This window comes from Blastococcus sp. OS1-29 (genome assembly GCF_057628075.1).
Genome location: NZ_JBXXJK010000002.1, coordinates 470,236 through 483,812, shown reverse-complemented (window position 1 = coordinate 483,812; position 13,577 = coordinate 470,236). Strand labels below are relative to the sequence as shown.

At 70.5% G+C, this 13,577-nt stretch carries 12 protein-coding genes; 7 read left to right on the top strand and 5 right to left on the bottom strand.

The genetic code is table 11. From position 1 onward, the window contains the following. Window positions 1–71 precede the first annotated feature (71 nt). The 7 genes from AC2H4J_RS07000 (at window position 72) to AC2H4J_RS06970 (ending at window position 5,047) form a co-directional block, all read left to right on the top strand. The gene (locus tag AC2H4J_RS07000; protein ID WP_487464130.1) at window positions 72–1,007 is read left to right on the top strand and encodes a tyrosine-type recombinase/integrase; all 936 of its coding nucleotides are present in this window, start codon (window positions 72–74) and stop codon (window positions 1,005–1,007) included. Further along, complete coding sequence (locus tag AC2H4J_RS06995) at window positions 1,000–1,695, top strand: hypothetical protein (protein WP_487464129.1); 696 nt, start codon at window positions 1,000–1,002, stop codon at window positions 1,693–1,695. The genes AC2H4J_RS07000 and AC2H4J_RS06995 overlap by 8 nt, the downstream gene beginning before the upstream one ends. Window positions 1,696–1,730: 35 nt before the next feature. Then, on the top strand, window positions 1,731–2,036 hold the full coding sequence (locus AC2H4J_RS06990) for a helix-turn-helix domain-containing protein (protein ID WP_487464128.1): 306 nt from the start codon (window positions 1,731–1,733) through the stop codon (window positions 2,034–2,036). A gap of 82 nt (window positions 2,037–2,118) precedes the next feature. Continuing rightward, window positions 2,119–2,718 (top strand): hypothetical protein, encoded by a 600-nt coding sequence (locus AC2H4J_RS06985; protein WP_487464127.1) that lies wholly within the window; start codon window positions 2,119–2,121, stop codon window positions 2,716–2,718. Beyond that, entirely contained in the window at window positions 2,705–3,865 is a 1,161-nt protein-coding gene (locus AC2H4J_RS06980; protein WP_487464126.1) for a hypothetical protein, read from the top strand. The genes AC2H4J_RS06985 and AC2H4J_RS06980 overlap by 14 nt, the downstream gene beginning before the upstream one ends. A 621-nt stretch (window positions 3,866–4,486) precedes the next feature. After that, entirely contained in the window at window positions 4,487–4,759 is a 273-nt protein-coding gene (locus AC2H4J_RS06975; protein ID WP_487464125.1) for a DUF7455 domain-containing protein, read from the top strand. A gap of 165 nt (window positions 4,760–4,924) precedes the next feature. After that, window positions 4,925–5,047 (top strand): hypothetical protein, encoded by a 123-nt coding sequence (locus tag AC2H4J_RS06970; protein WP_487464124.1) that lies wholly within the window; start codon window positions 4,925–4,927, stop codon window positions 5,045–5,047. 939 nt (window positions 5,048–5,986) lie between these two features. On the opposite strand, the gene AC2H4J_RS06965 is transcribed toward AC2H4J_RS06970, so the two are convergent. The 5 genes from AC2H4J_RS06965 to AC2H4J_RS06945 form a co-directional block, all read right to left on the bottom strand. Then, complete coding sequence (locus AC2H4J_RS06965) at window positions 5,987–6,751, bottom strand: hypothetical protein (protein ID WP_487464123.1); 765 nt, start codon at window positions 6,749–6,751, stop codon at window positions 5,987–5,989. Window positions 6,752–7,043: 292 nt separating this feature from the next. Further along, window positions 7,044–9,071, bottom strand: a complete 2,028-nt coding sequence (locus tag AC2H4J_RS06960) for an eCIS core domain-containing protein (RefSeq protein ID WP_487464122.1) — start codon at window positions 9,069–9,071, stop codon at window positions 7,044–7,046. Between the two features lie 413 nt (window positions 9,072–9,484). After that, window positions 9,485–9,901, bottom strand: coding sequence for a hypothetical protein (locus AC2H4J_RS06955; RefSeq protein WP_487464121.1), 417 nt, complete (start codon window positions 9,899–9,901; stop codon window positions 9,485–9,487). A gap of 184 nt (window positions 9,902–10,085) precedes the next feature. Next, on the bottom strand, window positions 10,086–11,078 hold the full coding sequence (locus AC2H4J_RS06950) for a hypothetical protein (protein WP_487464120.1): 993 nt from the start codon (window positions 11,076–11,078) through the stop codon (window positions 10,086–10,088). 157 nt (window positions 11,079–11,235) lie between these two features. Next, entirely contained in the window at window positions 11,236–13,569 is a 2,334-nt protein-coding gene (locus AC2H4J_RS06945) for a hypothetical protein (RefSeq protein WP_487464119.1), read from the bottom strand. Window positions 13,570–13,577 lie beyond the last annotated feature (8 nt).

The window sequence follows — 13,577 nt, the reverse complement described above, 5'->3', positions numbered from 1 at the left end:
GCTGCACGCCGGGTTGCTGGTCCGGCCACCAACCAGCATACTTCGCTATGAGCGAAGTATGAGGGGCGCAGATGACGACCGTGCAGGACCTCCTGCCGCACGCAGTCGCGGCAATCTCGGACAAGAGCCGGCCGACGTACGCCACCGGCCTGCGGTTACTGGGCGAGCAGTTCGGCGCCTGCGAGCTCGACGCCGTCACACTGGTCGCCCTGGAGCAGCTGCGGGATCAGGTGCGCACGGAGGTGGGGCGTCGCACGGTGACCCGCGCCCGGGCCACCGGGCGACGGTTGCGCTCCTACGACCCGGACGCCTACGGCCGGGGCGCGGCGGAGAACTTCGTCCGCGCCGCCCGGTTCTTCTTCTCCTACGCCGCCAAGGGCGGGCTCCTCACCCACTCCCCCGCCGCGCTGCTGCGGCCACCGCGTCGCCCGCGCGCCCCGGAGCGGCCCCTGCTGCCTGAGGAGCTCGATGACATCTGGCGTGTCGGCACCACCACCGGCCAGGACCCGCTCCTCGACGAACTGCTGTTGACCTTCCTCCGGCACACCGCCGCCCGCCGGGAAGGCTGCCTGAACCTCACACTGGACCATCTCGACGCCGCCCATCGGCGGGTCACGCTCACCGAGAAGGGCGGCGAATCCCGCACGCTGCCCCTCTCCCACTGCCTGATCCTCGAACTGCAGCGGCTTGCGCTCACCCGCGGAGCGCGCGGCCCCGCAGACGCGGTGTTCCGCGCCCGCACCGAACGACCCATCGGCCGGCGGCACTTCAACACGCTGTTCGACCGGATCGACCGACATCTGGACTGGACGGAGTCGATGGACGTGGCCACCCACTGGATCCGGCACACCACGCTGGCCGACATCGCGGCCGTCTCCGACGTCCGGGTCGCCGCCGCCTACGCCGGTCACCGGGCGGAGGCGATCGGCGTGATCGGCCGCTACACCCAGGTCACCTTCGAGGACCTGGTCGACGCCTACGAGCTGTTGTTCGGCCCTCGTGGTTGAGCCAGCGGATCTGCACGCAGCGGTCCGGGAATGGCTGGCCGCCCCCGACGTCGTGGCCGACCCCGATCAGCGACACGGCGACCGGGTGTGGACCCGCGCGCAGGACGTCCTGCCCGGAGCAGTCGTGCGGGAGGGGCGGCCGGTGGTCGCCGCCTGGGGAGAGGTGACCTGGCGAGCGCAGCCGGTCTGGGACACCGACGAGCTGGCCACGCTGTGGCTGCTCCCCGTGGATGTGGCCACCGCGCCGCCGAAGCTGAACGGGCCCGCTGTCGCCCGGGCGCTGACCGAGCAGCTGCTGGCCATCGTCGCGGGCCAGACCGGCGAGGTCGGATCGGCCGAGGATGCCGGCACCGTCACCTCCGGCCGCACGGCCGCGCCTCCTCCTGCATTCAGAACAGACACGACACCGGCGTTCCCCTCGGCATCGGACGGCGCCGACCGTGCCCCCGCCGCGGCGGGCAGCCCGCTGGCGCAACGGCTCCGGGCCGCACTGGCCGCCGGATTGCTCGACGACTACGCCGCGGCCCTCCAGGAGCTGGTCGAGGAAATCGGTCGCACTCGGAATCTGACCCGCCGGGCGCTACTGACCTTGGCCCGGCTCTCGCCGGCCGGGTCACGAGCACTGGCGCGATCGCCCGCGGGACGGGAGGTGCATCGGTGGACACGACTGCCACCGGTCACCGAGTGAGCACTGCCCACCCGCCCACGTCGTAACCTCAGCGGGTGCCGGTCGCCGACGACAACGAGCGCCTGGGCATGACCCGAGCCGTCCTTGGCGCCCGCCTCCGGCAGCTGCGCCTCGAGCGCAGCCTGCCCCTCGCCGAGGTGGCTGCCGCGACCGGCCTGGCGGTGAGCTATCTGTCCGAACTGGAGCGTGGCCACAAGCTGCCGACGCTGCCGGCCCTGTTGGCCATCGCCGACGCCTATCAGCTGCTGGTCGTCGAGCTGCTCGCCGGCCTCTACCCCTTTGGCAGCCGCCGCCGACCGCGTCAGGTACCGACGATTTCCGACGGCCGACAGGGCCATTGACCTGCACGGATACCCAATCACTTGACAAGACATCTGCGCTCTGCTATGGCGTAATCACCCTGCGTGAGTCACGATGGTCCCGATGACCGACATCCGCCGCCTCCCGCAGCCGGCGCAGCCGTGCCCCGCGACCGATCCGTGGGCAGCCGCCAGCGCGGCGCTCCCCCACGCGCCGGATGCGGTGCCGCCCCACGCGCCAGGCGCGGTGCACGGCGTCGTGGTGACCGGGCAGCGGTTCAAGCTTCCGCGCACGCTCGAGCGCCTCGACCGGCTGCATGTGATCGCGATCGGCGATGGCTGGTGCCAGCTCAGCGAACTCTCTCCGGCCGCGCCGCTGCCCTACGGCATAGTGCACGTCGGCGAGCGTCGCCGCTTCCGCCTGCCCAACCTGCCCGGATACCGCCAACGCTGGGCCGGCACCGACGACGAACCGGTGCTCGTCCTGGGTCGCCTCGATCCGCGCACCGGTGCACACCACGTGCTGCTGCTGGCGGTGCGCCGGATCCTGGACTCGCTGGACGGCCTGCGTCCAGCCACCGTGTTCGCGGCCCCCGGCGGCGCGGCGACCGCGGATGCCACGCCCGCGCTCGCGGCCGATGGTGCCGGCGCAGCCGCGCCGCCGAGCGCCGACGTCGACGCGACCCCCGACCCCATTCACGGCGGGCCCCGTGGGCGACCTTGACCGCATCGCCGTCGCCTCGGACCTGCTGCGCTCCCTGGGACTGACTCCCGACGAGGTGCGGCACATCGCCCGGGTTCACGAACGGGGGCTGCCGACGCTGCGAGAGGCGCTGCACAACCTGGAGGACCGCGGATTCGCGCCGGTGGCCGCCCGATATCCGCAGGGCCGTCGCCGGGTGCTGGACGGGGACCCCGACCTCGGCGACGGCACCGCCCTCACCGCCTTCGGGAACCTGCCCTACACCGAGCTGACCCTGCCCCGGCTGGAACAACAGGTCGGCGTGCTGCACCGGCTCGTGGGGGAACGCGAGGTGGCGCTGGCCGCCGAACGCGGCCGACCGCTAGCGACCGCCGATCCGAAAGTCTCCGGGCATGCCGCCGCCGAGCAGTACGTCCGGGCGGCCCGCGCCATCGACCGGGCCCTGGTGCAAGGCAACTTCCGCAGCAGCCCCCAGCTCACCGGGCTGCAGGCGCCCATCCGCCCCGGTCCCAGCCGGGAGAAGGCGCTGGAGAACACCGAGCTGCGCGACTACCTGGCGGCGGTGTTGTGGACGAGTAGCGATCCCGAGCTGGACGCGATCCTGTGGGTGATCGACCGGGTCGCCGCATTGCGGCTGGACGAGCTGGTCGGGCTGACGGTGACCGGCTGCAAACCCGGGCGCCCCTCGGTCGCCATCGCCGCCAAAGGCGGCAAGCTCCGGGAGATGCCGGTGCACGCCCCAGTCCTGCACCACGCGCTCGCGCTGTCGGCCACTCGCCCCGGCGCCGCGGCCGACCGGCTGTTCCGCACCCGCCGCGGGCGTCCCGTCACCACCGGCCGCTTCGAGGACTGGTCGACCCGGCTGCACCGGGCCTGCGACTGGGCCAAAGGCCACGAGATCCGGCTGCACGCCCTGCGGCACACCACCGCGCTGGCCATCGAGGCCTGCGGCGGCGCGCGCAGCGACGGCGCGAAGCTGTATCTGGGCCACGAGCCCGGCTCCAGTCTGGGCGCGACCGCCGACTATCTGGGGCTCACCGCCCCCCGGCTGTGGATCGTCCGCCGGGAGTTGGCGACCAACGCCTTCGGGTCGCTGAACTGTTGGCCCGACCTGCCGGAGAACGACGTGCTGTCCGACTTCCTGGACCTGGGCGTCCAGCATGGCTGAGCGCACCACCCAGCGCCGCCGGCAGGGCAGCCGCCGAATCGACCGCACCCGGACCGCGGGACCCGCCGTCTGCACGCCTGTTACCCACCGATGAGGAGGAAACCGTGCCGAGCCACCATGTGAACGCGCCCGCAGGGTCGGGGCAGTTGCCCCACAAGGGGTGTTCAAGTCCCCCCTCGGACACCGAGCCCTACCCCGACGGCCTCAGGCCCGTCGGGATTCTCCTGCGGACCTCGGCACCTCTGCCCGACGCCTCGAGGCCGGCCTGGTTCGGCCTATCTCTCGGAAACCGCCGCGTGCCTCCCGCATGCCGAGGTCAACCGGCGCCCCGTCCCCGGAGGGGTGCAGGCACCCCGAGGTGTCGCCACTCGACGTCGCGACCCCGACCCCGTGGCCGCGACGGTCGACCGCGTCGAGACCCACCCGCGGGGAAAGGCGGGGTGAGTCGCCAGGTGACGCGTCGTCCGAGCTGCAGGACGGCCGTCCTGGCGTGGTCGACCAGGGGAACGTTCCGAGACGCTTGTGGGTTCAACCGGGAGAGAGCCCCCGCGCGTGCCGCGGCGCGCGCCCTGTTTCCCAGGCCGGGGATCAGCCACCAGCACGACCCACCGGAGGTACCCGTTGTCCATCGCCACCCTCGACCACGATGTCCAGCCCGTTGCGCCCGCCGTCGCTCCCCTGACAGCGTTCGACCGCTGCGACGCATCCGCCGTGGTGGGCGGCCCGAACGGCAGGTCCGAGCGCGGTGCCTGCGGCGCGCAGGCATTCGTCCGCGCGGTCCTGCCCAGCGGCCAGGACCTGGTCTTCTGCGCCCATCACGGCCGCGAGCACGAGGCGGCACTGGCGGCCGCGGGCGCGAGGATCCGCGACGAGTCGGACAGAATCGGCGCCTGAGACCGCTGCCGAGCCGCTCTTGCCGGGCGTCGGCAACCGCCACGGCGTGACGTCACCGGACGACGCCCTAGCTCCCACGACGTCCGCCAGACAACGTGGTAGCCGACAGGAACCGCTAGGGACGTCGAGTCGATTCCGGAGCCACGGCTCCAGGAGGAGGTAGTGATGGCTGACAGGCGCGGACAGAAGAAGGTCGGCAAGTCGATCAAGGAGAAGCGGGCCGACCGCAAGGCCCGGCAGGACGCCTCGACCCAGATGGAGCGCCTCACGAGCGGCCGGAAGGGCTGACCCCGGCCCCAGAAGCCCCGTAGCAGGGCAGCCGTGCGCAATGTGTCGCCCCCTCCCATGACAGAGCCCCCGCGGTCGCCGACCGCGGGGGCTCCGTCGTTCGGGGCGCGGCCGTGGCGGATCCCGGCGTCGCGCGAGGAATGCACAGGTCTCGGCGCCGGTCGCCGCCCGGACGTCGTCGTTGGACAGTCCGGCCGCCCGGCCGACGAGCAGGTCCCTCCCTCGTCGACCAGCGGCGGAACTCCTCGACCGAACGGCCCGCCTCCAGCCCCCTGACTCGAGCGCCGCTGTGCACTGAGGCCCTCGCTGGGGCCCGATCCGCTCGGCAAGTCATCCCCGACCGGATCAAGGCGTGTGCGAATGTCGCGAATCCCGCCTCGGACACAGAATCGCCCCGGTGCCCTGCAGGTCGGGAGCCGGAGCGATGTCATGTCAGGCCGACATACGGCCGCGATACCTCGCGCGGTCGTTCAGCCCCTCAGCAGCGCCGCGAACCGGTCGGCGGCCTGCCGGCCCTACAAGGGTTGACGGCCTGGTAGACGGTGAGCGTGATCGTCGGGGAAGTGTGGCGGCGCCTCGTACAGCCGGTTCCTCGGCAGCGGGTCCTCCCCCAGTGCCGTGCGCGCCTGCACGACGTTGCCGACGGGGGCCGCGACGTGCCATCGATGTTGCCGAGGACGAGCGCAGCTTGGTATGGCGTCTCGGTGACGGCCGTGACCGTCTCCACTGCCCACGCCGAACTGACTGCGCGGCGCGTGAGAGACGCGGGCATGTCCGAATGCACCGAGATCCGGTTCCTGGACTACGGCGAAGTCGTCGACCCCCTTGGACGCCCAAGTCCTCGGTCAGTACGGCCGAGCACGCGGGCCTCGCTCAGTTGCCGCTCTACGCCGCAAGGGCCCTCGCGGTCCGGTTCCTCGATTCTCGTCATGTGGGCGATCAACTGGACCTCTCGGCCCGGGAATACGGTCGCGCGGAGTGCGCCTCTCCTCCGGTCGGCCGGGGCTCGATCGATCGCCCGGTAGTCAGGAGTGCACTGGTGAGTCGCTCGACCATGTCGTCGATGTGTACCGAGACGCCTTCGCGGAACGACGCGGTCTGCAAGTCGTGAGGGCTGGGAACGTTACCGATCTTGGTTATGCCGCGCAGGAAGTCCTCCACCTGACGAAGCGGTCCGTCGATCCCCTGGATCGACCGGCTGGCCAGAATGTCGTCGATGAGCGGGGCGATGCGGAGAAGCCGCTCGAACTCGAGTTGCTGGTCGTCCAGTTCGACGAGCCATGTCGGCCGTCCACTACCAGCCCCGCCGGCCTCCTGGTCGTCGCCCGCACGGACCGAACGGCGGATGCGCTTGACCTGGTTGTAGCCGACCACGATGTCGTTCAGAGCTGCTGTGAGGCGCTCGTCCTGTCTGTTTCGTTGGCTGTGCAGTTCGTCCAGCTCTCGCTGAGCGTCAGCGCGCAGTTCTTCCCGGAGCTTCAGCAGGAAGGTGAGGAGAGTCCCGATCACGGCAACCGCAACGACCTGAAGGGCCACCTTGGCGATCTCGATCTGGAGCGCGCGGGCATCCATACCTTGGAGTGCGAGCGCCACAAGGACCGCGATGCAGACGAGTGTGGCCACACCCAGCACCACGAGGAGAAGCCTCGTCGCCCGCGTGGCCCCCGATTCCGTTGTTACAAGCGGCTCGGTGTCCTTGGTCATGGAGTCCCCTTCGAATGGACGAACGTTCGCGGTCCGTCCGTCACCGGGGCTGACCTGGGGGCAAGCGCCCGTCTGAGTCCAAGGGCTGCACACGCGGACTCTGGCCGTTGCACGTCACCCATCCATCACCTGCATGTCACGCCGCCGAGGACTTCGCGGCTCCGCGCATGCTTCTCACGGGACGCTTTCGGGGGCGTCGCGGCCCGCCCGGAGAGCCTGACGACGCGGCGAACCAGCCGGAACTCGACGTCACTCGTGGAGTCGGGGCAGCGGCGGCCGCCGGCCGTCAGGGTCAACGTGCGCCGCGCTCCGCGATTCTGGCAGCGCGCACAGCCGGCGCAACGACACAATCGCGAACGAGCCGCCGAGCGAACGGGTGAACCGTGAGATACGCGGCCACCGGTGGCGAGGTGCGGTAGTACCAGGCCACAAAGGCGCGCCCCGCCGGACGAGGCAACAGCACTCGGTCCCTGAATCGGCGCAGCACATCTACCTCCGGCGCGTGTGCGCTGCCATAACAGGCCGTAGCGATGAAGCAGCCCGGGCCGACGTTCTCCTTGCCGTACGCCTCGACCAGCTGCTGGTAGGTGGGCGGGATGGCCGAGAAGTGCAGGACGACGCTGAACTCCGTGGCATCGTCGAAGAACAACGTGGCGTTGTCCGCCTTCAGCGGTTCGGCCCGTTCCGACACCGGCGTCCGGGCGATGGTGATGTCCTTGGCCTCCATGCTCCGGAAGTCGAGGTCCAGGATCGAATCCGGCATCCCTGTTCCGGAAAAGAAACGGCGCCCCAGGGTCAGGTCGAAGTGCACCGTCAGGGCGATGTTGACGTAGGGCTGTCCGTTCTCGCTCTCAATCGCCTTGATCAGACCGCCGAGCCGGCGGATGCGGTCGTCGATCCCGGTCACCAGGTGCTTCTCGTAGTAGTCCTGGATCTGGCGCTGCAGCACCTTGCGGTACTTGTCCTCGGCCTCGCGTTGCAGTGCGGCCAGGTAGGGCACCACGAGCAGCTCCCAGATGACGACGACGAGCAGGCCGACGATGGTCAGGGCTCCCTCCACGGCTGCCCCTGCCGCGCCGATCGCAAATCGGCGGATCGGCCTCGACCCGCGTGCGGCCGCGCCTTCGAGCGCGCCCAGCTCGCCGGCCGCCTCCCCCACCTCGGGAACGGCCGCCTCCCCCACCTTCGGAACGGTGACCTTCCCCACCCGGGGAACGGTCGCCTCGCCCACCTTCGGAACGACCGGCCGGCTCGTCCCGGGCCCGGGTCCCTCTCCCGGCACATTCGGCGCCGGACCGGTGCTACCGCCCGCCTCCCGCACCGCTGTCCCGCTCTTGCGCACACCGGCTCCGCCCGCGGCCTCGCCAGAACCCGCCGCAGGCATCGGCAGATCGGCCAAGGCGGCTCGGACGTCGGCCTGGACTCCCGGGTTCCTGATGCAGATCTGGTTTCCGCCGCGCACGAACTCCGGGCCCTTGATCGCGTCGTAGTCCTCGACGTGGATGTTGTTGCTTCGAACGAACTGCTCGAACATTGGCGAATAGTTCTCGTTCGCCAGCCGAATCAAATCCTCGTTGGTGGGGCTCTGCGGCGTGGCACGCGCGCGGAGGAAGGACTGCCACCGAGGGTCCGTGGTCAGGTCGAGTACCCGGCCGAGCCGCTCGGGCTCCAAGGTGACCGAGTACGTGCGGGCCGTCACCGGCTTCTCACCGGCGCGGGTTGTGGCGTACAGCCGGGCGACGCCGGGAGAATCCGTGAGGTACAGGCCGTCCCCGAAGTCGTGAAGGTGAGCGCCCGGCCGCGCCGGCCCCACTCCGACCGCCTCGCCCCTGTACCAAGTCTCCGGTGTCCGTTGGATCACGGCCGCCGGCGGAAGCACACTCGGAACCGGGGGATCACCTCGAGCGATGGCGGCACTCACCGAATCTGCCTCGTGCTCGGCCCGATCCTGCGGATCACTCAGCAGGGGAACCCGGGCCCCGCCCCCTCGCATCCCCTGGACGACATGCGTCAGCTCGTGGGCGAGCAAGTTCCCACCGGAAGACGTCCCCGGTCGGAATCGGTCTGCCCCGAAGACGATGTGCCGACCGACGGTGTACGCAGCCGCGCCGAGTTCGCGCGCCGACGCGGCCGCACCGGGGTCGGCGTGCACGCGGACAGCGCTGAAGTCATGCCCGAAGCAGGACTGCATGTCGGCACGGGTAGCGGCGTCCAGGGCATGGCCGCCGCCCTGCGGAAGTGCCCTTTCCAGGCGTCGGTCAACGGCAACCGGCCGATTGGCGACGGCTCCCTTCACGATGGGCCTCGGACGTTCGTGCACCCGGCGAAACGTACTGAGACGCCGTCACGACGTCGTCACGCTGGAGGCCGTTCAGCGTCGGCTGCACCTACCGGGTGCTCGGTTCTGCGGCAGGAGACTTCGGGTGAAGGCACCCGATCGCCGCCGGACGGCTGGGTCCGGGCGGCCTACCTGGGGGCGAGCGCGAGCCGCTGTTGACATCCGCCGAAGGTTGCAGGAGGCGACGGCGCTTCTGGCACGACGTCAGGGTTCCCCGCCCCGGCGCCGCGCGGCCTCCACCTACAGCGCAGCGACCGGGTGCGACGGCCGGGCCGCCGTGCGGGTGCACTGATGTCCGCGAACGGATCGGCACCGGCCGGGGCGTGCCTACCGACGTCGCCGAGTCATCGAGCAGGAGGCGTCCGACCGAAGGGTCCGGAGCACCGATCCCGTGCTCAGCCCTGACCGATCCGGACCAGGATGTCCTCGATCGGTTTCCGGTGATCTGGTTCCAGTGCCGCGGCCATGTGACGCAACACCTCGCGGGTCCCGTGATCGAAGCCCAGCGACGAGTGGAAGGTTTGCCCGTCGACCTCGATCTCGACGTAATACTCCGGTCCGTCAGGCCGAAAGGGGCCGGGCACGAGCGCGTGACCTTGGCGTGACGCCAGGGCGTCGAGCAGTCGCCTGAACTCGTCGGGACTGATCACGGCATGGTTCCAGAACGGCTCACTCGAGATCGACGACGCTCTCGAGGGCGAGATCAGCAGCGCTTTGTAGAACGGCTTGTCCTCGGGGCCGTGCCAGGCGATGCACACGGAGTAGTCGGTGGCGTCGGGGGGCAGTGCAGGGAACAGACTGGCGTCGTCCATGGTCGCGTCTCCGGCGAAGAGCCGAACCCGGGGATTCGTCGGTTCGACCGCGTCCCGGTTCAGATGCTCCGCACATTGTGAAAGGTCAATCTTCCCGCGTGGCACCGGTCACGTCGTAGCGCGCGACCGAGGGCATCGCATGTCCGACATACCGGCGGGATGTCGATTCTCCCTGCGGTCTCGACTAGAAGAGAAGGGATCCGAGCCCTCCTGCCAGCGCACCGATACCCGCGCCGATCAAGCCCCCGATCGGACCGCCGACCAGGCCCCCTATCACGCCCCCGATCGCTGCCCCGCCAAGCGCACCGACGCCTGCCTTCTCCCCTCTGTTGAGTCCCCATGTGAAAGTCCAGCCCGGGAACTCCGACGCCAGGATCCGTCGATGCTCCCCCGTACTGGTCGACTTCGGTTTGTGCGTCGTGACGGTGCCGGCGCTGTCTCGGGAGAAGCCGTACGTGAGCGCGTCATAAGCGGTGACCGTCCTCGTCGCTTCGTTGACGCCGTTGAGCGCGAGCACGGCATCCCACGTGGTCGTGCCGACCGCCGGCGCGGGTCGCCCCGGAGCGTCACGGAAGGTCGTCGGGTTGGCTGCCTGCTCAGCATCGGTCCAGTAGAACGGCTTGGCATCGTCGTTGGGCCGTGGATCGACATAGGGCGAGGAAGCGCCTCCCAGCGGCACGTTCGTGTCTATCGTCTGGGTGAACTTGTAACCATCCGGGTGTGCCTTCTTGGGCGTCGTGCCCTCCGCTGCGACCTGGATCTGCACGCCCATCGCCGTCTTCGCGAAGGAGGCCACCGAAGCACCCTGGTCCTGCAACTCGGTCAGCGGATCGACACTCTTGTCCCACCTGAGGGAGTCAGGGCCGGGAGCAGCGGCGGCGTGCTGCGGGCCATCGACGCTGAATTGCCTGACGTTGAGGCGTACGCCTGGTGGCGTAACAGCCCGCTCATCGGCGCGCACGCCGACGCGGCTGAAGTCGTGACCGAAGGCCACTCCGGTGGAAGCTCGAGTGGCAGCGTTCGACGACCGGCCGATGACCTGCCGCTCGTCGACGGTTGCGGACGACTTCTCATCGCGCAACGCTGAAGACGGGCTTCTCAAAGGCACGTGCAGTTGTGCCGGAAGCGGAGCCTCCTGTCGGACCTGTTTGTCAGGCGCGTTCGTCGGTGTCGCCATTGCACGCATGCCCTCCGCCTTTCTTCTCGTTGTCCCGCGGCACTCGCCGGTCCGTCTCGCGCGAGGCAGGAGCAGCCCGCCGTGCTGCCGGGCCGGTGCGGTGAATCCTGCCCAGGAGGACCCGCAGTCCCCGGTGCGCAAGCGGACCGGACAGCAGTCATGTGCGGAATTCGATGTCGAGGTCCCATCCCAGGGGCAGGTGTTCCTCCAGAGCGGCGCGCAGGTTCGCCGTCCGTAGCGCCTCGAAGACGTCGTGGTAGACCCCCATCTCCGCATCGTCGTCCGCTCCCATGCGGATCTCGGCCGGGCAGTCGTCGGCCAGCCGGCAGTAATCGGGGTAGCCGTAGCGCAACGTCATGAATGTGGGCTCCAGGGCGGACGCCGCCGTTCCGGAGTTGGTCGTGCCGGCCGGCGCCAGGGCCAGATCGGGCTGGCAGGCGTGCCGCCGCGGGGTACGGGAGCCGGAGGGGACGAAGCAGTACCGCAGGCAGCCCACCTGCCGGCGGGCGACGTCCATCGGCGACGTGAAGATGCTGTTCTCCCCGAGCTCCACGGCATGCACCTGCGTGCGTCCGATCACCGTGGAGTCGACGACCGTCGCGACGGCGTGCGCTCGGCGCCCGTTGGGCGCGGCGATCGCGTCGCCCGCAGCCGAGGTGGCGTCCACGACGCTGCTGCGGATGTGCAGCCGCACCGGCTCCGCGCCCACCTCGTCGCGCTGCACGACGATGGATCCGATGATGCTGCGGTCGACCTCGACGCAGGTCGTACGCAGCTCCACCGCCGGACGGTCGACCGGTTCGGGGGCGCGCGACCGCCGTCTCCTCGGGAGATCTGTGAGGACCAGGCTCGGCTCCGCCCCGTGCCGCGGCTCGCAGCGGGCGTCGAGTTCCCACCCCGGGACGAACGTGCAGTCGCGGACGACGACTTCGGCCGGGTCGCCCGTGAAGCGCACGGGATGCGCCGACACCATCAAGCCGTCGATGACGACCCGGCTCCCGCTTCCGCAGGTGACCACCATGTCGTCGATGTCCTCGCGGCGCTCGGGCAGCACGACCGTCGGACGGCAGCCGTCGGCGGCGCGGAGTTCCAGGGTCTCGAGCTCTCCCACCTCGACCTTGACCGGCTGCACGTACAGGCCGCTGTCGCACAGCTCGACGACCACGTGGACCGGCCGCGACTCCGACTCCTGCAGCGCGCGGACCGCCTCGGCGATCGTGGGGGCGCCCTCGCGGGACACGACCCGGGTGACGGCATAGGCGCGCCGGATGTCGCGGCCGTAGTGCGCCTCGAGGAGGAGCCGGTTCAGCCGGACGCGCCCTGGACCGGCTGGACCGGTGTCGAGCAGCTCCAGCGCCTGGTCGTCGAGAGGTTCCTCGCCGAGCCCGTCCGCGAGATCGAACGCCTGGATCACCCGGTTCAGCTCCGCTGCCAGCCGTGCCCTCGCCGTGGCCGGATCCGCACCGAGCCCGTCCAGGACGGCCGGATCCATGAGGCGGCGCAGGAACACGCCGAAGGACGCCTGGTCGTGAAGCAGGCGCCGCGGCAGTCCGGCGCTCAAGTGGCCCGCACGGAAGAAGGACGCCAGGATCGGGACGCCGTACCGGGGCCGGGAGTACTCGCCGCCACCGATCGGCATCGGAAGGCCGTAACAGTACGACGCGGTCAGCTCACCGAGTTCGTAGCGCTCGGCGAACATCAGCCGTCCCCGCTCCGGGTCCACGGCGACGGCGTCGCCGAACACCTCCGGATCCCAGTTCTCGAGGCTCTGCACGACCACCCGGTCGCTCGCGATCGGTGCACCGTCCTCGAACAGCTCGAGGCTCATCCCCCGCCCGTAGTAGCGCGGAAGCTGGGCCTGCAGTTCGGCGACGGCGAGACGCCGTGGGATCGGTGGCCGCCCGGAGCCGTCCACAGCGGCCCGGGAACCACCGCAGGCGAACAGCGGTGCGTCGTTTCCCAACACACTGAACTCGTAGCTGTTGGTCCGCTGGCGCACGCTGTAGGGCCGCACGTACGTCAGCGGCCAGGACGGCAGACGCCACGCGCGAACGGTGACCCGATCGGGCGCCGCGCCTGCGCAGTCGGCACCGTCGTCGTCTTCGCCGTCGCAGACGACGGCCGGCCAGCCGCTGACGGCGGGTACCAGGTCCTCGAGGACCGCGCGGGTGCCCTTGCGCCGGCGGAGGCGGATCGTGTCGGCGACGGCCCGGCGCGGGGCGACCCCGGGGAGCGGATCGGTGTCCCGGCAGTGCCGGCGGCCCGTGGGTACCGGCAGCCATCGGTACCCGACGAGGTCGCCGATGTAGGGAACGACCCACGGTTCGCAGGTCTCGATGAAGAGGTCGGCGTACAAGCGCCGGATGTCCTCCTCGACGACGTCGGCCTCCTCGCCGAGCACCCTCAGCAGGTCGCGCAGCGCGACGCTGACCTCGCCGCCCGGCGCCCGGACCACGCCGGGCAGCAGATCGAAGAACCGGTCCGCGCTCATGCGTCCTC